Genomic DNA, 19597 nt, shown 5'->3' with positions numbered 1-19597 from the left:
AATCTAAAGAAGACAGCCACTCATGATTCATTTTAATAGAGCTAAGAAGAGCATAATATTCCTTCACTTTTCTTTTCCAAAGACAGACCATAAAAGCAAGAATGAGGACGAAATGGTGGTAGATTACTTGTTAAAATAGGTCCAATAAAAGATTTGGAGGACAATAAAAATGAATATGATGAAGGAATTCAAGGAACTACACTTTTCAGATGATTTATTATTTCTTGGAAATGCCTGGGATATTCTTTCAGCTTTAACACTAGAAAAGGCTGGATTTAAAGCAATTGGTACAACTAGTTGGGGAATTGCTAACTCATTAGGATATTCAGATGGAGAATTAATTGATTTTGATCGACACTTAGCTATAATCCAAACGATTACAGAGAATGTAAAAATCCCTGTTTCCGCTGATATTGAAGCTGGATACAGTGAGGATCCTGATCAGATTATTAATAATGTATTAAGGACAGCTGAGATTGGAGTCGCTGGTATCAATATAGAGGATTCATTGAAAAAATCAAATGAATTGAGAGAAATAACGCAGCATTGTAAACTAATGGAAAAAATGAGGGCAGCCTTAGATAGAAGTGGTTATAAAGACTTTTATATCAATGCCAGAACGGATACTTACTTAAAGGGGAAAAATCCCTTGCTGGAAACAATGGAACGAGCTCATGCATATGTGGAGAGTGGTGCCAGCGGGATTTTTGTTCCTGGGTTAAGAGAGGAAAAGGAAATTAAAGAAATTACAAAGAATGTTAGCGCTCCACTAAATCTATTATCTTTACCTGGGCTGACGAATTGTAATATGCTTAAAGAATTAGGAGTAAGACGATTTAGTTTTGGAAATGCCCTATCTGATAGTGTAATTGCTTATTTAGAAAAAAAGGCTGGCAAATTATTAGAGCTTAAGGATACGTCCTCTTTGTATGAAAAAGAAGCACTAGGATGAAAGGATAGTGGTTTATATGTCGACTAATCTCAATCTTTCATTTGAAGAGATGTGGGAGAAGATCATCAGTTGTGATCGTAAGTATGATGGGATATTTTTTACCGCAGTAAAAACAACAAAAATATATTGCCGTCCTTCCTGCAGATCAAGGAAGCCTAAAAAGAAAAATGTTGAATTTTACCATGATAGGAATGAAGTTGAAAAAGCTGGGTACCGTCCTTGCAAAAGGTGCCAGCCAGAAGTTGAGCATTCTCCTCATATTGAACTTGTCAGAAATATCATTACCTTCCTAGTCAATCATTATAAACAAAATTTGATATTAAAGGATATAGCAGCCCATGTCGGTTTGAGTCCCTTTTATTTGGAACGATTGTTTAAAAAGGAAACTGCTGAAACTCCACGTGCTTATTTAGAAAAAATACGCATTGATAAAGCGGCCCATCTTCTCAAAAGCACTGCTATGACAAACCTAGAAATTTGTTATGAGGTGGGTTTCCAGAGTTCCTCTAATTTTTACAAAGTATTTAGAAGCATAAAAAACTGTTCTCCTAGTGAATATCGCAAGGGATACCAACATGAATTGGATTGATTATGAATCTTATATAGAGATTTATCCTCCAAAGGAATTTAATTTTGAAGAGTGTTTAGTTTTTTTAGGCAGATCCAATCAGGAAGTGCTTCATCGGATGGAAGAGGGATTTTTATACAAATTGATAAAAGTGAATGAATCGTTGATTTTATGTAAAGTTGGATCAATCAATCATGCCATAAAGGTCGAATTTCCATTGAATCCTGAATCCAATGACATCCACAAAAAAGTGGCGGAGTATATTTGGGAATGGTTTGATTTGGATCAGGATTTGGAGAGCTTTTACCAAGTCGCAGATAAAGATAAGGTGTTAAGGACACTTACCCATAAATATCATGGTTTAAGAATTATGTGCATTCCCGATTTATTTGAGGCGATCGTGTGGGCAATTATGGGTCAGCAAATTAATTTAACATTTGCTTATACTTTAAAGAAACGTTTTGTTGAAAAATACGGAGAAAGCCTGACATTCCAAGAGGAAACCTTTTGGTTATTCCCCTCATTTGAAAAAATTGCGTCCATCCATGTCGATGATTTAAGGGAACTTCAATTTACTACAAGGAAGGCTGAATACATCATTGGCATTGCTAAAGATATGCAAAGCGGCAAATTAACAAAAGAATTATTACTTATGAAACAAGATGATCATCAAGTAAAAAAATCTCTTCTGTTGATAAGAGGGATAGGAGCATGGACGGCAGAGTATGTCATGATGAAATGCCTCCACTACACCTCCTCCTTCCCAGTTTCAGATGTCGGCCTTCATAATGCATTAAAGAATGTACTAGAGCTTAAGAGTAAACCGACTATAGAAAAAACAGAAGAATTAGCAGAAGGTTGGAAAGGCTGGCAGGCATATGCAACTTTTTATCTTTGGAGGTCATTATATGACAAAAATACATAAATTAGATTATGAATCGCCGATTGGAAAGATGGAAATAATTGGTACCCATGAAGCAATTATTTCTATTTTATTTTCTGAAGAAAATGATAAGAGCGTGAATTCATTACAACCAGAAACTCCTTTCGTTTTAGTAGAATGCTATAACCAGCTCGACGAATATTTTAAAGGCAAGCGTCATGAATTTTCCATCCCATACCAATTGGAAGGAACAGATTTTCAAAGCGCGGTATGGAACGCTTTAATAAAAATACCGTATGCTGAAACGGGGTCCTATAAGGATATAGCCATTTCTATCGGGAATGAAAGAGCGATTAGAGCTGTAGGAAGTGCAAATGGAAAAAACAAGTTAAGCATTGTCATTCCTTGTCACAGAGTAATCGGTTCAAATGGGACATTAACTGGCTATGCAGGAGGTCTATGGAGGAAAGAATGGCTTCTTCAACATGAGAGAACGTATCACAAGTAATTAAAATGTTTAATAATAATCCACACCAATCATGATAAAGATTGGTGTGGATTTTGTATTTTTATCATAGAAGAGAGTAATAATAGTTCCTTTTATTACTCAATAAGGTAATGGTTTCAGCTATCCTTTTTACTCCTAATCTTATTTGATGATCTTGTGCTTGTGATATACATAAACGGATGAGATTGTCTTTCTTGTAGTTGGACAAGAACATTCTATCAGTATCATCAATTAATATGTATGGAATCTACTTTCTATATAAGTTGCCCTACGTTGTTTACAGATTGTTAATTAATATAATTTCAAAGAACGGCATATATTTTTTGCCGATTATCTTTTAAGGCATTCTTTTTACTTCTTCTAGTTGAACATCATATAAAGCAATTTTATAATTTATCTTTTCTAAATGTTCTACGGTTTTATTAATATGCTCTTTTACACTTTTTTTGTGTTGAAGCATCATCTCTTTTCTTTCTCTTAATGTTTCATCACCATGATTATATAATTCAGCGTAACTTCTTATTTTTTTCAGTGGCATCCCAGTTTCTTTTAAACTTATGATAAAATCTACCCACTCAACAATTTCATCTGTATAAATTCTATGCCCATTCTTATCTCGTGGTGCTCTTGGTATAATCTTTTCTTTTTCATAATATCTCAATGTAGATTCAGTTAAATTCCTTGTTTTTGCAATTTCATCTATATACTTCATTTTTCCTCCTTTAATTAAAGTTACTTTAATTATGATTTTTATTTAAAATCTTTTGATGGGTTCTAAATATTGATATGAAAGCACTTTTGTTTTAGCTTGCGTTAAACCAAAGTTTAATTGATATACTTAATTTACATCAAACAAGGAGGAATTACAAATGAACAATGTAGAAAATAAAACCGTTATTATTACTGGAGCTTCTAGTGGAATAGGGAAAGCTACAGCGATAAAGTTGGCAAATAATGGAGCGAACGTTGTATTAGCTGCACGTCGTAAAGACTTATTAGAAGAAATTACTACTACTATTAACGAAAACGGTGGCACGGCTGTTTACAAAGTTACTGATGTTACTAATGCTCATCAAATGGAAGAACTTGCATCATTTGCTTCAGAAAAATTCGGAAAAATTGATGTCCTTATTAATAATGCAGGGGTAATGCCTCTATCTGAACTTAAAAATAGAAAAATTCACGAATGGGATTTAATGGTAGATGTAAATATTAAAGGCGTCCTTTATGGTATTTATGCTGTTTTACCTTATATGCGTGAACAAAACAATGGTCATATAATTAATCTATCAAGTATTGCTGGCCATATTGTTTTTCCTGGTAGTGCTGTTTACTGTGCTACAAAATCAGCTGTGAGATCAATAAGTGAAGGATTACGTTTAGAAGAATCTTCAGATAGCAATATTAGATCTACAATTATTTCACCAGGATCTATCCTTACTGAATTATCAAAACATATTACAGATCAAGAACAAAAAAATGCGATAAACCAAATTGAAGAGGCTGTGGGTATTGAGCCAGAAAATATTGCTGAAGCAATTTATTATGCAATTAATCAGCCAGAAGAAGTAGGAGTAAATGAAATATTAGTACGTCCAACAAGGCAACAACTTTGATAGTAAAAGAAAAAATAACATTTTATATGGATAGTTAACATATTCATTCCTATAGACAGCAATCATGAAAACAAAGACGGAATTTGTCCATATTTGGGCAAATTCCGTCTTTTACGTTTGGTAGATAACTAGAAAAAGCTTTTACGTATGTTTCCAATTAGGTTATCTCCATCGTTAAAAAGTTTCTAAAATCCCACTATCTCTACCTTACAACCAATCTAGTACTACGCTAGTTTATAGTTCTATAGGTCATTAATGTTCCCCTTTTAGCTTTCCTCCCTAGTCTCTATTGAATAATTACTGTACAAAAAAAGGTGATTTCTGCTGGACAAATAAACTATGTCACTAAAATACAGCATATCGCCATTACTTAATCCAGATTCGTTTAAACTATGATTTCTTCTTTTTAAATAAGAGAGATAGATAAAAAGGGGTTCCCTAACTTGAAAAAAATGGTTACTATATGGAGGATTACATGTGGACACACAAAAAACATATCCATAGCTTAAGTTTAAGTTAGGAATAAACTGCCGTATGAAACAAAGGAGTATAACATGAGAAAACGCAGTATTACTGTCAAGTTATTCGCTGTAACGTCTATATTCTTTTTGGTGTTTTACGCCATGATTATGATATTTCAGTTAGTATTCTTTGACCGTTTTTATCAACATCATAAAACGAAAGAAGCAGCAAGGCACATCCATCAGTTAGCAGAGGGATATGAGCAAAATTCTTGGAGTGAAGCAGAACTGACAAAACAGACCTTGTCCTACATAAAGAAGACAAAAAGTCCGTTGACGATTGTGGACACAGAAGGTTATCAGTTGGTACAAGATCCTTTTAATATCATGTTGGAGACAGGGGATGGCGAAATTGTGGAAGTATCCCTTTCGTTACTCATCACAGATTACGGAAAACAAGTACAAGCATTGAATATTGCAAAGGGAGATAAAGTGATTGTGCAAGGAGAAGTAGATGCTCTAGTTCCTTCAGTCATTTATCCATCTATTATTACGAAGGATAGCTCTAGTGTCGGAGAAAGTCAGGCTGAGAATGAAGTGACCATCAAAGGGAAGGTAAAAAGTATTTCGCTGCCTAAGGGGAAAGTGGCAAGTAGAGGGTTAGGAATTCTCTATGATGCACTATTGGAATGGTTTCCTCTTCAAGAGAAGCAGATAAAGCAGCTTTCCGAAGGAGAAAGCCTGCAGCTAGACTGGGTGGAGTCATGGAGTGGAAAACATTATTTAGTATTAATGGAGCCAATTAAGAAAGACGGAGAAATGCAAATTATGTTCTCTGTCACATCTCTTCAGGAAATCAGAGATACTAATGAATCACTCCGAATATTTTATGTATATATCGGGATTGCTGGCTTTATTCTCATTCTTTTATTGTCGTTGTTCTTCTCTCGTCTTGTTAGTAGACCACTAATTAAGCTAAATGAAATGGCAAAAAAAATGGTGCATCTAGACTTCACATCGCTGAAGCCGATTAAGCAGAAGGATGAGCTGGGGAGTTTGGCGAACAACATGCTAGTTATGGCGCAAAACTTGGATATTGCATTAAATGGTTTGAAAGAAGCCAACGGAAAGCTGAAGGAAGATATGGAAAAACGACTGCAAATGGAGAAGGAGCAACGTGAATTTTTCGAACATGCTTCCCATGAACTGAAGACCCCTCTTAGTATTGTTAAAAGCTTTGCAGAGGGACTGCAAGATGGAATCAGTCCTGATAAACAAGATCACTATATAGAAGTAATTATTGAGGAATCAGAAAAGATGGAAGTGCTGATTAAGAATATGCTGGATTTGGCTAAGTTGGAGAATGGTGCGATCAAACTACGGAAAACATCTTTCTTGCTTAGTGAAATGATTGAGGATTTGGCAAATAAACTATTTTGCATAGCCAAAGAGAAAAATGTGGTAATTGAAATTATGCCGAAGAATGAACAGCATATTTTGGCAGATTATGAGTGGATGGAACGGGTAATGAAAAATCTTCTTATTAATGCAATCCGCCACAGCGAACCTGACTCTGTCATTAGGATTCGTATCGAATTAGATCAGGAAAATGGCAACAGTGTGTTCCAAATCGAAAATACAGGTGCACAGATACCAGAAGAACAGCTGGATAAAATCTGGAAACGTTTCTATCGGGCTGAATCTTCTCGCAGCCGAATGACGGGTGGGACAGGATTAGGATTGGCCATTGTTCAGCAAATACTTAGCCTGCATGGCTTTCATTATGGAGCAGAAAACATACCAGGCGGTGTGCGTTTCTATATTTACTTTTGTTAATGGTAATAATTTCTTATTAGGACACATGAAAGACATATAACCTTGTTAATATCTTTAAATTGGAAGGAAGATTCACGATGGGGAAGAAAGTATTGCTTGTCGAGGATGAAGTGAGAATTCGAGAAGTCGTAGCTGATTATTTTAAAAAGGACGGCTGGGAAGTATATGAAACGGATAATGGCAGCAGTGCAATAGATTGGTTTGATGCTATATATCCTGATTTAGTTATTCTTGATATTATGATGCCGCAAATGGATGGGTTTGCTGTCACCAAGCAGGTTCGCATGAATTCTGGCGTACCCATTATTCTGCTGACAGCGAAATCCAGTGATGATGATAAAATCCATGGCTTTGAACTTGGAGCTGATGATTATGTTACCAAGCCGTTCAGTCCAAAAGTGTTAGTAGCACGCGCTAATTCTTTAATGAAACGGGCAAAAGAGCATTATCTGCCGACTGGCCATATGATAAGCTTCGGTGAGGCAATTGTTAATACAAAGTCTCATCAGCTTCAGCTTGCAGGCCAACAAGTCGAATTGACGCCAAAAGAATATGAATTATTAGTTTTCTTGCTTCAGCATAAAAATAATGTCCTTTCACGGGAAACAATTTTGAATCATGTATGGGGATTCGACTTCGATGGTGATAGTCGAGTTGTGGATACACATATTAAAAAGCTTAGGGCTAAATTAAGCTTTGAATCCCATCATATCCGGACTGTTATTGGAACAGGCTATAAGTTTGAATAAAAGAAAGGAGAGAGAAGATGAATAAGCTTAAACAGTTGTATAGGCATACTGGCGTCCGGTTTGCTTTACAGACTTGTTTTTATTTTGCCATCCTCATTACCTTATTCTTGATGTATGGCTTCCATACGGCCAATACAGGCAACTATATTTATAATGATTTCTAAATGGAGAAGATAATAAAATGAAACTTTTAACTCGTATTGCGCAGCATGCGGTAAGAAAATCAGAACAGATAGCATATCGTACAGAAGGCCAGATGCTGACTTATGGAATGCTCTGGGATAAATCAAGAAGGCTGGCAAGCTTATTACATGCTATTAAGCTTGAGAGGCAGACGCCAATTGTAGTGTATGGACATATGGGAATAGATATGCCGGTATCGTTTCTCGCTTGTGTTCAGGCCGGCCATCCTTATATACCGGTAGATACGTCGATTCCAATCGAACGGGTACGTCTTATTGTCGAAAAGTCCGGTGCTGGAGTGGTAATTAATACGACAACTAGCAAGCTGGATTTTGATGGTGTTATAGTTTTACAAATGCTAGAAATGAATTTGGAACAAATAGAGCATATTGGAGAAGAGTACTGGGTCCAAAGTGATGAGGTTTTTTATATCATTTATACGTCCGGCAGTACTGGAAATCCTAAGGGAGTTCAAATAACTGCAGCGAATCTACAATCCTTTACCGATTGGATGACAGGGGACTTTCCGTTAGGGGAAGGAAAGGTATTCTTGAACCAGGCACCCTTTTCATTCGATTTGTCTGTAATGGACTTTTATCCAGCCTTACAGAGTGGGGGTACCATTCATACGCTGGAGAAAGAAGTAAGCAATAAACCGAAGCTTTTGTTTGAGAACTTAAGTCATTCGTCTATACAAATATGGACCTCGACACCATCCTTTGTGCAAATGTGTTTTCCTAATCCTGATTTTGATCAAAAGATGCTTCCAGAGCTTGAACTATTCCTTTTCTGTGGGGAAGTATTGCCACTTGCTGTAGCCAAGGAGCTGAAGGAGCGTTTCCCAAGAGCGAGAATTTTTAATACCTATGGACCTACAGAAGCAACAGTAGTGGTGACGTCTATTGAAATCACGGAAGAATTGCTTACGAAAGAGAAGGCTCTGCCAGTAGGCTATCCAAAATCGGATATGAGGGTTTTCGTTTTAGATGAATTGGATAATCCGCTCCCAGAAGGAGAAAAAGGTGAACTTATTCTTGCGGGGCCAAGTGTATCAAAAGGATATCTCGGTGAGCCGCAACTGACAGAAAAGGCATTTGGCATGATAAACGGAATGAATGTATATCGTACTGGAGACGCAGGCTTCATTCAAGACGGTGTGGTGTACTGCCAAGGAAGAATGGATTATCAAATCAAGCTGCATGGCTATCGGATGGAACTGGAAGAAATTGAGTTCCACCTGAATCAGTCTGAATATATTAAGAATGCCATTATTATTCCTTATGCACCAAATGAAGAAATTGAATACTTGATTGCGGCAGTTGTTCCAGAGGATCATGATTTTGATAAGGAATTCAAACTGACAGCTGCTATCCGTAAGGATCTTGCTTTGCGCTTGCCAGCATATATGATTCCTCGTAAATTTACGTATCATTCTTCTATTCCCATGACGATAAATGGAAAAGCAGACCGTAAGAAGATGAAGGAAGAGGTACTCGCATGACCCCGTATAGCTCTTTCCTTTTCTTCATAATTCTAGGTATCTTGCTGCTGCCGACGATAATCCTCGGTATAAAGGGCAAGAACCTGCGTTTTTACAATGTATTTGTTTCTATTGTTGTATTGGCCATTATCTTTTCTGGTGGGAATGCAGGCTTTTTCTCGTTAGTAGTTTTCACTATCCTTCAAGTGATATTGGTAAAAGGCTATATTCATTATCGCCAGGAAAAGAATAGTAGTCTCGTATTTTATGTAATAAGCTTTCTATCCATTCTGCCTTTAATTTTATCTAAAGTCTTGCCTATTTTGGCAGTGGATAATTGGGCGAGTTTTCTAGGTATCTCTTATCTGACATTCCGAGCTGTCCAAATTATTATTGAAACAAGAGATGGATTGATTAAAAATCAGCTTTCGATTTATCAGCTTGTTAATTTTATGTTATTTTATCCGACCATTTCATCGGGGCCGATTGACCGTTTCCGTCGATTTGAGAAGGATGAGAATAAGCGTTGGACACCAGAGGAATACAGAGATCTGCTTTATAAAGGGATTAACAAAATCTTCCTTGGTTTTTTGTATAAATTTATAATCGGCTATTGCATTAATGCGTATTTCATCATGAATTTAACTTATATTGCAGATGGTAAGCTTTCTTATCACCTGCTATACATGTACAGCTATAGCCTATACCTATTCTTTGACTTTGCCGGCTATACGGCATTTGCAGTCGGAGTCAGTTATATAATGGGTATCCGGTCACCGGAGAACTTTAATAAGCCATTTATGAGCCGTAATATAAAGGATTTCTGGAATCGATGGCATATGTCTTTGTCATTTTGGTTCCGTGATTATGTGTTTATGCGCTTTGTTTTCTTAATAAAGAAGAAAAAATGGATAAAGAACAATATGCTCGTTTCAAATTTAGGGTATATTCTCCTGTTCCTTTTGATGGGTGTATGGCATGGATTAGAGATTCAATACATCATTTATGGAGCATATCATGCCCTGATGATGAGCGGTTTTAATTTCTTCGAGACTTGGAATAAAAAACATAAACGCTGGCCAACAGGAAAAGCGATGACAGTGGTTTCTATCATTATTACTTTCCATGTCGTTTGTTTCGGTTTTTATCTGTTTTCCGGCAAACCATTTCAATAAAAAGGGGATCTATCTATGAATTTTAAAGAAAAAGTACTACAAGTTATTGCAGAAGTTTGTCAAGATGATGTGGTGAAAGAAGAGCATGATTTGGATTTATTCGATTCAGGATTGATCGATTCATTTGGGACTGTAGAATTACTTGTTAAATTTGAGGAACAACTTGATATCAATGTACCAATTACAGAGTTCGACCGAGATACATGGAATACACCAAATGCTATCGTTGAACGTCTGAATGAGCTGAAATAATGAAGAAGAAATATTTATTTGGACCAATCATTCTTGCATTGGTCCTGTTTGCCGGGGTTGTATTTATACCCACATCATGGCTGGCTAAGCTAGTTCCTGCTGATCGGTTAGAGGAATCTGCAATCAGTTTAGAGCCAAGTATGTTCCAAGGAACATACTTACAAAATGAGATGCTCAAAAGTTCGACCTATGTTCCGATTTATGGCTCTTCGGAGTTGTCACGCTGGGATCCATTTCATCCATCAAATTATTTCGAAATGAATTCCGCCCCATTCACACCTTATTTAATAGGAAAAGGCGGAATGACATCTATTATTCATGATTTAAACTTTGCAACACATGCTGCTCAATTGAAGAACAAGCAAATGGTCATCATAGTATCGCCGCAATGGTTTGTAAAGCATGGGACAGACGAACAGCATTTTGCACCAAATTATTCTGCCCTGCAAGCGTACCAGCTTCCGTTTAATAAGGATGTGGATGAGCAGGTGAAACGAAAATTGATGGAGCGGCTGATGTCATATAATGCGGTCAAGAATGATACGGTACTCTATCAACTTTATGATGCTTATCTAAATGACAAGAAGACAATGTTTAAAATGTTATCCGTTCCTGCAAAGGGGTATATATCCATCCTTAAGAAAAAGGATTTATATTTTACACTTTTGAAAGATAAACCAACCAATCGACATCAGTCAGCTGAAGTGAAGGATAAGACTTGGGAAGAATTACGTGCACAAGCTGATGCCTATGGCAAAAAACGGACACAGCATTCTAAATTTTACATTGATGATAAAGTATATAAGCATAAGAATGATTATATGAAGAGTATGAAAGGAAAGAACAAAGGCCATTCCTATGCTGAATCGCTGGAGTACGATGATTTTCAGCTGATGCTTGATATTCTAAAAAAGGCAGAAGCTGAACCGCTTTTTGTTATCATTCCAGTTAATGGTGCTTATTATGATTACACAGGCTTTCCTAAAAAAGGGCGGCAAGGTTATTACAATCGTATAAAGAAACAGATAAGCGATAACGGCTTTAACTATGCTGATTACTCCGGCCATGAGCACGATCCCTATTTTATGAGGGATACGATTCATATTGGCTGGAAGGGCTGGGTTTATGTAAGTGAGGATATGCAAAGATTCCTTGAATAGCATTAGGACGATTCACGTATGAAGTGGATCGTCTTCTTCTATTTCGACAAAGTGTATTTTGAAATTAAGATGAATGAATGACAATATAGTTCATTTAAGGCCGTCATTTTAAATATTCAAGGAGAATCAAGTGAAAAATAGCGTATAATAGGAGCTTACGGAAATAATAAAAGAATAATCCAAAATAAAAGAGGCTTTGTTATGAGTGGAAAAGGTTTTCATGCATTTAATTTAAGTAATCAAATAGTAAAAGCTCTAGATAGTTTAGAATATAAAAATCCAACAGAGGTTCAAAATAAAGTTATCCCCCTTGTGTTAGAAAAGATTGATCTTGTTGTAAAATCCCAAACTGGAAGTGGTAAGACAGCTTCCTATGGAATTCCTATTTGTGAATTAGTGGAATGGGAAGAGAATAAACCACAAGCGTTAATATTAACACCAACAAGAGAACTTGCTGTTCAAGTCAAAGATGACTTTATTGATATAGGAAGACTGAAGAGGATTAAAGCAACAGCTGTATATGGAAAACAGCCGTTTGCCATCCAAAAAACAGAATTAAAGCAAAAAACACATGTAGTAGTTGGTACTCCAGGTCGCGTATTAGATCATATCGAGAGAGGAACATTGACCTTAGAAAAATTGAACTATCTTGTGATCGATGAAGCGGACGAGATGCTAAACATGGGATTTATTGAACAGGTAGAGGCAATAATCAAGGCTTTACCAAAAAAAAGAGTAACTATGCTGTTTTCAGCAACGTTGCCGGAGGAAGTTAAAGAGCTATCCCAGCGCTATATGAAGACACCTATTGACATTGAAATCAAGGCAAATGGACTGACTACCGATAAAATTGACCATACGCTTATAAGAGTAGAGGAAAAAGAAAAATTCTCTCTTCTTCAAGCTATAACGATTGTAGAGAATCCTGATAGTTGTATTATCTTTTGTCGGACAAAAGATAGGGTGGACATGCTGAGTGATCAATTAACGGACTTAGGATATAACTGTGATCAAATTCATGGCGGGATGGTACAGGAAGATAGACTGGATGTTATGAATGATTTTAAAAGGGGAGAATTCCGCTACTTAATTGCGACAGATGTAGCAGCAAGAGGAATTGATATTGATAATATAACCCATGTGATCAACTATGATATTCCTTTAGAAAAGGAAAGCTATGTTCATCGTACTGGAAGAACTGGACGAGCAGGTAAACAAGGAAGAGCCATTACCTTCATGACACCATTTGAAGAGAAGTTTTTACAGGAGATAGAAGAATATATCGGCTTTAAAATTCCTACAAGGGCTGTTCCTGCAGAGGAGGAAGTTGCCGATAAGCGATCTGACTTTGAGGCAAAAAAGAAGGTTGAGCCGGCGATTAAAAAGGCAAAAAATGAGAAATTAAATAAACATATTATGAAATTATACTTTAATGGCGGTAAAAAAAAGAAGCTTCGAGCAGTGGACTTTGTTGGAACAATTGCAAAAATTGAAGGGGTATCAGCAGAGGATATTGGGATTATTACGATTATGGATACTTTTTCGTATGTAGAGATTTTGAATGATAAAGGACGTGTCGTGCTCGAAAAGATGAAGAATACACCAATTAAGGGTAAATCCTTGAAGGTATATGAAGCAAAGAAGGACTGACAAAGGCTTTAGAACAGTTCGCAGTCAAGATTAATTTTTTTAAAATGGAGCAGACTGAATACGCATAGACTCTTAGGGGAGCTGCGAGATAGTTCGACCCCCCTACCAAGCTCGTCCCATGAAAGCAAAGTGTATTCAGTCTGCGGATGATTACTACTAACTTCTTTCTTAAAATGAATGAAAAACGCGAACAATTGTCCTAATCAAATTTACACAGATTACTAAAGTATTTATACTACTTTTTCTTTTAAAAAGAGGGAAAATATCACACTATAAAAGCCTGGGAAAAATCACCACCTAAATTTCGACAAAAACTTCAAAAAGTAGTTTGACATTCATCTTAATAACCCCTATATTAATAGAATGCAAAAAACTAAACTATCTGAATCTTTTTAAAAAATAGTTTAATTGGAGGTCATCTTATGGAACAACGTCAGCAATGGGGGTCACGCTATGGCTTTATCATGGCGGCTGTAGGCTCTGCAATTGGTTTAGGTAATATTTGGAGGTTTCCAGCGGTTGCTTATGAAAATGGGGGAGGAGCATTTTTCTTACCGTATTTATTTGCGATTATAACAGCAGGTATCCCAATATTAATATTAGAATTCACAATTGGACAAAAATTTCGTGGTTCCGCACCACTTTCTCTATTTCGTTTAAATAAAAAGGCAGAATGGCTGGGGTGGTGGCAGTTGTTAATTGCCTTTGTCATCTGTACGTATTATTCTGTCATTGTCGCATGGGCAATTAAGTTTACTATTTATTCATTTGGGACCCAATGGGGTTCAAATCCGGAAAGTTTCTTTTTCAATGATGTTTTAAAGAGAGCAGATACAGCTGGAACGATTGGCGGTTTAGTTCCTGGTATTGTCATTCCAGTACTTTTTGTATGGGTTGTAGCGTTATTTGTATTGTATCGTGGAGTTTCTAAAGGAATCGAAAAATTAAATAGGATATTCCTTCCTGTTCTTATTGTGATGTTTTTGGTAATCGTTATTCGTGCCTTAACATTAGATGGAGCTGTCCAAGGCTTGAATGCTTTCTTTAAGCCAAACTGGGATATGATTTTGGACGGAAAAGTTTGGATTGCCGCATATGGGCAAATTTTCTTTTCTTTATCGATTGGTTTTGCCATCATGATTACTTATTCTAGCTATCTACCAAAAAAATCAGATATCAATAATAATGCGTTTATTACAGCATTTGCAAATTCTGGATTCGAATTATTAGCGGGGATCGGTGTTTTTGCTGCTCTTGGATTTATGGCTAACCAACAAGGTGTGGAGGTCCAAGATGTAGTCAGCAGTGGAATTGGACTAGCATTTGTGGTTTTCCCAAGCATCATCAATGAATTTCCTAGTATGAACGGATTATTTGGGGTATTATTTTTCCTTTCTCTTGTTTTTGCCGGTTTGACATCCATGATTTCAATCGTGGAAACCTTTATAGCAGGTGTGCAAGAGAAATTTAATGTATCAAGAACAAAAGCAGTATTAACAAGCGGAATTGCTGCAACAGTTATCTCCCTGCTTTTCGCAACAAACGGTGGTTTATATTTACTGGATGTAGTGGACTACTTTATTAATAATTTTGGAATTGTTACGGCAGGATTTGTAGAAGTAATCTTAATTGCATGGTTCTTTAGAGGATTAAACGGATTACAGTCACATACGAATGCTATTTCTGACTTGCGTATTGGTGCATGGTGGAAATTTTGTTTAAGTGTTATAACACCTATTGTTCTAGGCTATATGATGTTTGATAATATTCGCCAAAACTTAAGAGAAAATTATGGAGGATATCCAACAGAACTGATTCTGTCTGCCGGTGTGCTTGTTGTTGTGCTGAGCATTATTATTGGAGTTCTTCTATCTAGAAAAAAATGGAATGCGAATATAGCTCTAGAAAGAAATAAGGAGGTTGCTTGATATGTCAGCTAGTGCAATCACTATGATGATAGTGGGTATGATCATCCTCTGGGGTGGTTTAGCAGCCAGCATCTTTAACGTTGTAAGAGTATCTAAAAAGGCAAAATAATGACTAAAAGGATTGGTCCATCATAGTGGCCAATCCTTTTTAAATAAAGCAATAGTAAAGCTGTTTGGTAAGAAGGGTATATCAATTAGAAATCCAAGCTTGTTTTCGCTGCTCTAGCCTTTGATAAATCAGTGCAACGATCATTGCTGGCAGACTGCAAGCGAGCATACCAAGAAAGGCATATCTTGGTTCTATTTCGTATAAAAAGCCTCCAAGCATGGTGAATACGGCAGTGCTCCAGCTCAGAGCGAGAGCTGAGTATATGCCTTGTGCTTTTGGGATTTGTGCCTGTGGAATATTGTTGATCAAATATTTCATAAAGGCGTAATGTCCCATCGCAAATGAAAAGGCGTGTAAAGCTTGCGTTAGGCAGAAAACAATGACATTAGGAAACGCAAAAATGATTATCCATCGCAGAGAAGAACCAGCTGCTGCTATTGCCAATAACGTACCGACAGAGAATCTACTAAAGTGTTTATCTGCTATGGAAAAAAAGATGATTTCTGCAATGACGGCTATGTTAATGATTACTCCAATGAGATAAATAGGTGCATGTATATCCTGAAGAAAAATATAGCCATAATTATAGTAAGCAGCATGGGCTGCTTGAAGCAAAATGACAATAATAAGTACTAAAATAAAATGTTTGATGCGAAATAGTTGCAGCAAACTTATTTTTTCTGCTGGCTTAACTTGTGGTTTTTTCGCTAAAATTGCAGGTGCATTCATAAAACTAAGACCTACAAAGCTAATAATCCCTAGTAAGAGAGCCCAAAAAATGATCTCATCCCCGAACTTACCTGTAAAAATAGTTAATATGACTCCTACTGAAACAAACCCAATAGATCCCCATTGGCGGCTTCTCCCATAGTGTTTTAATTGTTTATTCTGCACAAGGACACTCGCGGCACTATCTAAAGCTGGCATTAGAGTTGGATAAAATAGATGTAAAATAACCGTTACGATTAATAGACCGGAATAAGAGTTTGTTAGCATATAACCACTAATAGAGACAAGTGTGCCGGCGCCCATTATATTTAATAACGTTTTACTACTAAATTTCTCCGACAAATAAGGAAAGGCAAATAATGTTGACAGCCCTCTAGCGATTAAGCCAAGACTCATAATGAAGCTGGCTTGTGAGACGGAGATTCCCTTTGTATAAATTAACCAGCCAGACCAATAAGGCAGGAATATTCCCCAAGTCATAAAAAAACTAAAAAAACGTGTACTCATCCATCGTTGTGTATTCATTCTTATCCTCCTCATTCATTTGCATGGTATCATAGAAGTAAAGATAAATAATAGGAGATATCTCTTATTTATGGAGGCAGAAGATGCAAATTTACAAAGGAGATAAAAAGCAGCAATTTTTAACAAGGAATTCAATTGCTGATCTATTTTCTTTCCAAGTAGAAGAGTATATAGAAATTCATGAATACCAGCGGGATGAATGGATTATAAAAGAAGGAATGAGACCGGATTATTTATTTTTTGTAATGGAAGGAAAAGCGAAAATATATGTAACACATCAAAATGGAAAGGTATCTTTAATAAATTTCATTAATGCAAATGATTATATTGGCGAAATGGAATTACTGCATGATGTGTATTATACAAAGGGCATACAAGCATCAACTAAAGTTATTTGTTTTGCTCTTCCGTTTTATTATTATCGAACAAAATTGTTGGAGGATGCTAAGTTTTTGCGTGAGCTTACAAGGTTTTTAAGTGAAAAGGCAACAGTAATGGCAGCTAAGTATTCGCAAACCCTTGCTTTTCCCCTTGAAAATAGACTTGCAGACTTTATCTTGCAAACGGCAGACAATGGAATTTATAAGGAGAAACATGTGATTGTTTGTGATTATTTAGGGGTATCCTATCGCCATTTGTTATACATGCTTACAAAATTTTGTGAAAAACAATATTTGCAAAAGAACGGAAGAAATTATCAAATAAAGGATTATCAGTTTTTAAAGAAACTTGCAGAAGCTTTAAAGAATAAATAATCTATAGGAAAGATTTTCTTAAAGAGACAAAGTAATATGGGAAAAACTAGAATTGAAAAACGGGTTGACTAAACTCGACTAAATACGGTACTATTAAAATTAATTGAATAAGACCTCACTTTTTTACAGTGAGGTAGAGGCGCGATATTTAACAGTCTTTAGTGGAGTTTGAGAAGCTATGATGCTAAGGAGAAGGAAATGTCGCCGAAGTTTGTAATATTTCTCCGTATTACATGCTGGGTCTGTAGTTAAGAGCTGCAGGACTGTCTCAATAAACGCCTAGTTTATTGAGTTGTGCTATCTCATTTGGGATAAAGAGAGGACTTTAGGGCTATTACATATACTACGACCTGAGTTGATCTCAGGTCGTTTTTTTTGTTTTAGTAGATTGAAAGAAAAATAGGAGGAGAGACAACATGAGAAACAAATTATTAATGATGATGGTTTTAATGGTCTCAGCCATGCTTTTATTGGCAGGCTGTGGAACAAGCGATAAGCAAGCTTCTGGATCATCAGATGACAATACATTTAGAGTAGGACTGGAAGCGGGATATGCTCCTTTTAACTGGACACAAAACGATGATTCCAATGGGGCTGTTAAAATCAAAGGATCATCAGAATATGCTAGTGGATATGATGTAGAAATTGCTAAAAAAGTGGCTGAAGGTCTCGGAAAAGAATTAGTCATTGTGAAAACAGAATGGGACGGGCTAGTACCAGCGTTAGTTTCAGGGAAAATAGATGCTATTATTGCAGGGATGTCACCAACTGCAGACCGTAAAGAAACTGTTGACTTTTCAGATAGCTATTATAAATCAAATTTAGTAATGGTAGTAAAAAAAGGCAGCAAGTATGAAAAGGCTTCTTCTATTCAGGATTTTAAAGGTGCTAAAGTTACAGCACAGCTAAATACCTTTCACTATTCTGTCATTGACCAAATTGAAGGGGTAGAAAAAAAGACAGCTATGGATAACTTCCCAGCCATGAGGGTTGCTTTAGAGTCTGGTGTTATTGATGGCTACGTATCAGAACGTCCTGAAGCAGTTAGTGCGTCAACTGCAAATGATAAATTTGTAATGGTTGAATTTAAGGAAGGATTTAAAACATCAGAAGAAGACACATCCATTGCTGTAGGGCTGCAAAAGGATAGTGATTTAACAGAGAAGATTAATAAAATCTTAGCAGATATCCCAGAGAAAGAACGTACAAGCTTGATGGATAATGCAATCAAAAATCAACCAGCAGCAGAATAAAAAAGAACAAAACCGGCTGTATATCTTAATACAGGCGGTTTTATACAGTAAGTGAGGAGAAAAAATGAGTCTTGAGTGGATCATTAAAATAATTTCAGAAAACTGGCCGATGTTTCTTCGTGGTGCTGGGTTAACACTTATCATTGCCTTGATAGGGACCATTATTGGAGCTGCTATTGGATTGATTGCGGGGGTTATCCGCACTATTCCAACACCGGAACGCGGCATAAAAAAGTTTATTTTAAAAGTAATTAATATCATCCTGTCTATCTATATTGAATTCTTCCGTGGAACACCAATGATTGTTCAAGCAATGGTTATTTATTATGGTTCTGCGCTAGCATTTGGTATAGACATGAATGTTTTTGCTGCAGCAATCATTGTAGTCTCCATTAATACAGGTGCCTATATGGCAGAAATCGTTCGAGGGGGGATTATTTCTGTTGATAAAGGGCAGTTTGAAGCAGCGCATGCGATTGGAATGAATCATGTGCAGACAATGTGGAACATTGTATTGCCACAGGTCATCCGTAATATTTTACCTGCAACTGGTAACCAATTTGTTATTAATATTAAGGATACCTCTGTATTAAACGTTATTTCTGTTACTGAATTATATTTTGTGACAAAATCAATTTCTGGAAATAATTTTAAGTATTTTGAATCATTCTTCGTAGCGTGTCTAATTTATTTTGTAATGACCTTTATTGTTACGAGAATATTGTTATATATGGAGAGAAAGTTAGAAGGGTCCGATAGCTACACTGTTATCGGAACAGATGCACAACCATTAAGGGGTAAATTAAAATAAGGAAGAAGGTGAAT

At 36.3% G+C, this 19597-nt stretch carries 20 protein-coding genes and 1 riboswitch; of the genes, 18 read left to right on the top strand and 2 right to left on the bottom strand.

Going from position 1 to position 19597, the window contains the following annotated elements:
* Positions 1–169: 169 nt before the first annotated feature.
* Genes BCI01S_RS05655 through BCI01S_RS05640 form a run of 4 tightly spaced genes read left to right on the top strand, consistent with a single transcriptional unit; the run spans position 170 to position 2911 of the window.
* Positions 170–952, top strand: coding sequence for an isocitrate lyase/PEP mutase family protein (locus tag BCI01S_RS05655; RefSeq protein ID WP_061797158.1), 783 nt, complete (start codon positions 170–172; stop codon positions 950–952).
* Between the two features lie 16 nt (positions 953–968).
* Positions 969–1541: a bifunctional transcriptional activator/DNA repair enzyme AdaA gene (locus BCI01S_RS05650; protein WP_047941053.1), complete on the top strand. Its 573-nt coding sequence runs from the start codon at positions 969–971 to the stop codon at positions 1539–1541.
* Positions 1528–2445, top strand: a complete 918-nt coding sequence (locus BCI01S_RS05645; RefSeq protein WP_061797156.1) for a DNA-3-methyladenine glycosylase family protein — start codon at positions 1528–1530, stop codon at positions 2443–2445. The genes BCI01S_RS05650 and BCI01S_RS05645 overlap by 14 nt, the downstream gene beginning before the upstream one ends.
* A complete protein-coding gene (locus BCI01S_RS05640; RefSeq protein ID WP_061797154.1) occupies positions 2429–2911 on the top strand; it encodes a methylated-DNA--[protein]-cysteine S-methyltransferase in 483 nt (160 codons plus the stop codon). The genes BCI01S_RS05645 and BCI01S_RS05640 overlap by 17 nt, the downstream gene beginning before the upstream one ends.
* A 337-nt stretch (positions 2912–3248) precedes the next feature.
* Here BCI01S_RS05640 and BCI01S_RS05635 read toward each other — a convergent pair whose 3' ends face one another.
* Entirely contained in the window at positions 3249–3623 is a 375-nt protein-coding gene (locus BCI01S_RS05635) for a MerR family transcriptional regulator (protein ID WP_061797150.1), read from the bottom strand.
* Between the two features lie 157 nt (positions 3624–3780).
* On the opposite strand from BCI01S_RS05635, the gene BCI01S_RS05630 reads away from it, so the two are divergent.
* The 11 genes from BCI01S_RS05630 to BCI01S_RS25170 all read left to right on the top strand — a co-directional run bounded on the left by BCI01S_RS05630 (position 3781) and on the right by BCI01S_RS25170 (position 15510).
* Positions 3781–4527 carry an SDR family oxidoreductase gene (locus tag BCI01S_RS05630; protein WP_061797146.1) on the top strand — a complete coding sequence of 249 codons (747 nt, stop codon included), beginning with the start codon at positions 3781–3783 and terminating at the stop codon, positions 4525–4527.
* 554 nt (positions 4528–5081) lie between these two features.
* Complete coding sequence (locus BCI01S_RS05625) at positions 5082–6824, top strand: sensor histidine kinase (RefSeq protein WP_061797144.1); 1743 nt, start codon at positions 5082–5084, stop codon at positions 6822–6824.
* Positions 6825–6901: 77 nt separating this feature from the next.
* A complete protein-coding gene (locus BCI01S_RS05620) occupies positions 6902–7573 on the top strand; it encodes a response regulator transcription factor (RefSeq protein ID WP_047940984.1) in 672 nt (223 codons plus the stop codon).
* Positions 7574–7590: 17 nt separating this feature from the next.
* A complete protein-coding gene (locus BCI01S_RS24635; protein ID WP_082138248.1) occupies positions 7591–7737 on the top strand; it encodes a teichoic acid D-Ala incorporation-associated protein DltX in 147 nt (48 codons plus the stop codon).
* Positions 7738–7754: 17 nt separating this feature from the next.
* A complete protein-coding gene (dltA, locus tag BCI01S_RS05615; RefSeq protein WP_061797142.1) occupies positions 7755–9257 on the top strand; it encodes a D-alanine--poly(phosphoribitol) ligase subunit DltA in 1503 nt (500 codons plus the stop codon).
* The gene (dltB, locus tag BCI01S_RS05610; protein ID WP_047940982.1) at positions 9254–10411 is read left to right on the top strand and encodes a D-alanyl-lipoteichoic acid biosynthesis protein DltB; all 1158 of its coding nucleotides are present in this window, start codon (positions 9254–9256) and stop codon (positions 10409–10411) included. The genes dltA and dltB overlap by 4 nt, the downstream gene beginning before the upstream one ends.
* Positions 10412–10426: 15 nt before the next feature.
* Positions 10427–10663: a D-alanine--poly(phosphoribitol) ligase subunit DltC gene (gene dltC / locus BCI01S_RS05605; RefSeq protein ID WP_047940981.1), complete on the top strand. Its 237-nt coding sequence runs from the start codon at positions 10427–10429 to the stop codon at positions 10661–10663.
* On the top strand, positions 10663–11823 hold the full coding sequence (dltD, locus tag BCI01S_RS05600; RefSeq protein WP_061797140.1) for a D-alanyl-lipoteichoic acid biosynthesis protein DltD: 1161 nt from the start codon (positions 10663–10665) through the stop codon (positions 11821–11823). The genes dltC and dltD overlap by 1 nt, the downstream gene beginning before the upstream one ends.
* 201 nt (positions 11824–12024) lie before the next feature.
* Positions 12025–13473 (top strand): DEAD/DEAH box helicase, encoded by a 1449-nt coding sequence (locus BCI01S_RS05595; RefSeq protein ID WP_061797138.1) that lies wholly within the window; start codon positions 12025–12027, stop codon positions 13471–13473.
* 422 nt (positions 13474–13895) lie between these two features.
* On the top strand, positions 13896–15401 hold the full coding sequence (locus tag BCI01S_RS05590) for a sodium-dependent transporter (RefSeq protein WP_061797137.1): 1506 nt from the start codon (positions 13896–13898) through the stop codon (positions 15399–15401).
* Position 15402: 1 nt separating this feature from the next.
* Positions 15403–15510, top strand: a complete 108-nt coding sequence (locus tag BCI01S_RS25170; RefSeq protein WP_123258587.1) for a methionine/alanine import family NSS transporter small subunit — start codon at positions 15403–15405, stop codon at positions 15508–15510.
* Positions 15511–15591: 81 nt separating this feature from the next.
* Here BCI01S_RS25170 and BCI01S_RS05585 read toward each other — a convergent pair whose 3' ends face one another.
* Complete coding sequence (locus tag BCI01S_RS05585; RefSeq protein WP_061797135.1) at positions 15592–16764, bottom strand: MFS transporter; 1173 nt, start codon at positions 16762–16764, stop codon at positions 15592–15594.
* An 83-nt stretch (positions 16765–16847) separates the two neighbouring features.
* Here BCI01S_RS05585 and yeiL point away from each other — a divergent pair, with 83 nt between their 5' ends.
* From yeiL to BCI01S_RS05570, 3 genes are all read left to right on the top strand, one after another.
* Entirely contained in the window at positions 16848–17519 is a 672-nt protein-coding gene (yeiL, locus tag BCI01S_RS05580) for a transcriptional regulator YeiL (RefSeq protein WP_047940976.1), read from the top strand.
* Between the two features lie 126 nt (positions 17520–17645).
* A riboswitch (Lysine riboswitch) is annotated at positions 17646–17827 on the top strand.
* 108 nt (positions 17828–17935) lie between these two features.
* Positions 17936–18772 carry a transporter substrate-binding domain-containing protein gene (locus BCI01S_RS05575; protein WP_047940975.1) on the top strand — a complete coding sequence of 279 codons (837 nt, stop codon included), beginning with the start codon at positions 17936–17938 and terminating at the stop codon, positions 18770–18772.
* A gap of 64 nt (positions 18773–18836) precedes the next feature.
* Complete coding sequence (locus BCI01S_RS05570; protein ID WP_047940974.1) at positions 18837–19583, top strand: amino acid ABC transporter permease; 747 nt, start codon at positions 18837–18839, stop codon at positions 19581–19583.
* The last annotated feature ends 14 nt before the right edge of the window (positions 19584–19597 follow it).

The organism is Niallia circulans NBRC 13626 (assembly GCF_001591585.1).
GTDB lineage: Bacteria > Bacillota > Bacilli > Bacillales > Cytobacillaceae > Niallia > Niallia circulans.
This window is presented reverse-complemented; position numbering and strand designations above follow the sequence as displayed.

Coding starts and splice junctions, on each gene's coding strand:
- BCI01S_RS05655 (WP_061797158.1), top strand. CDS start 170: ATGAATATGATGAAGGAATTCAAGGAACTACACTTTTCAGATGATTTA.
- BCI01S_RS05650 (WP_047941053.1), top strand. CDS start 969: ATGTCGACTAATCTCAATCTTTCATTTGAAGAGATGTGGGAGAAGATC.
- BCI01S_RS05645 (WP_061797156.1), top strand. CDS start 1,528: ATGAATTGGATTGATTATGAATCTTATATAGAGATTTATCCTCCAAAG.
- BCI01S_RS05640 (WP_061797154.1), top strand. CDS start 2,429: ATGACAAAAATACATAAATTAGATTATGAATCGCCGATTGGAAAGATG.
- BCI01S_RS05635 (WP_061797150.1), bottom strand. CDS start 3,623: ATGAAGTATATAGATGAAATTGCAAAAACAAGGAATTTAACTGAATCT.
- BCI01S_RS05630 (WP_061797146.1), top strand. CDS start 3,781: ATGAACAATGTAGAAAATAAAACCGTTATTATTACTGGAGCTTCTAGT.
- BCI01S_RS05625 (WP_061797144.1), top strand. CDS start 5,082: ATGAGAAAACGCAGTATTACTGTCAAGTTATTCGCTGTAACGTCTATA.
- BCI01S_RS05620 (WP_047940984.1), top strand. CDS start 6,902: ATGGGGAAGAAAGTATTGCTTGTCGAGGATGAAGTGAGAATTCGAGAA.
- BCI01S_RS24635 (WP_082138248.1), top strand. CDS start 7,591: ATGAATAAGCTTAAACAGTTGTATAGGCATACTGGCGTCCGGTTTGCT.
- dltA (WP_061797142.1), top strand. CDS start 7,755: ATGAAACTTTTAACTCGTATTGCGCAGCATGCGGTAAGAAAATCAGAA.
- dltB (WP_047940982.1), top strand. CDS start 9,254: ATGACCCCGTATAGCTCTTTCCTTTTCTTCATAATTCTAGGTATCTTG.
- dltC (WP_047940981.1), top strand. CDS start 10,427: ATGAATTTTAAAGAAAAAGTACTACAAGTTATTGCAGAAGTTTGTCAA.
- dltD (WP_061797140.1), top strand. CDS start 10,663: ATGAAGAAGAAATATTTATTTGGACCAATCATTCTTGCATTGGTCCTG.
- BCI01S_RS05595 (WP_061797138.1), top strand. CDS start 12,025: ATGAGTGGAAAAGGTTTTCATGCATTTAATTTAAGTAATCAAATAGTA.
- BCI01S_RS05590 (WP_061797137.1), top strand. CDS start 13,896: ATGGAACAACGTCAGCAATGGGGGTCACGCTATGGCTTTATCATGGCG.
- BCI01S_RS25170 (WP_123258587.1), top strand. CDS start 15,403: ATGTCAGCTAGTGCAATCACTATGATGATAGTGGGTATGATCATCCTC.
- BCI01S_RS05585 (WP_061797135.1), bottom strand. CDS start 16,764: ATGAATACACAACGATGGATGAGTACACGTTTTTTTAGTTTTTTTATG.
- yeiL (WP_047940976.1), top strand. CDS start 16,848: ATGCAAATTTACAAAGGAGATAAAAAGCAGCAATTTTTAACAAGGAAT.
- BCI01S_RS05575 (WP_047940975.1), top strand. CDS start 17,936: ATGAGAAACAAATTATTAATGATGATGGTTTTAATGGTCTCAGCCATG.
- BCI01S_RS05570 (WP_047940974.1), top strand. CDS start 18,837: ATGAGTCTTGAGTGGATCATTAAAATAATTTCAGAAAACTGGCCGATG.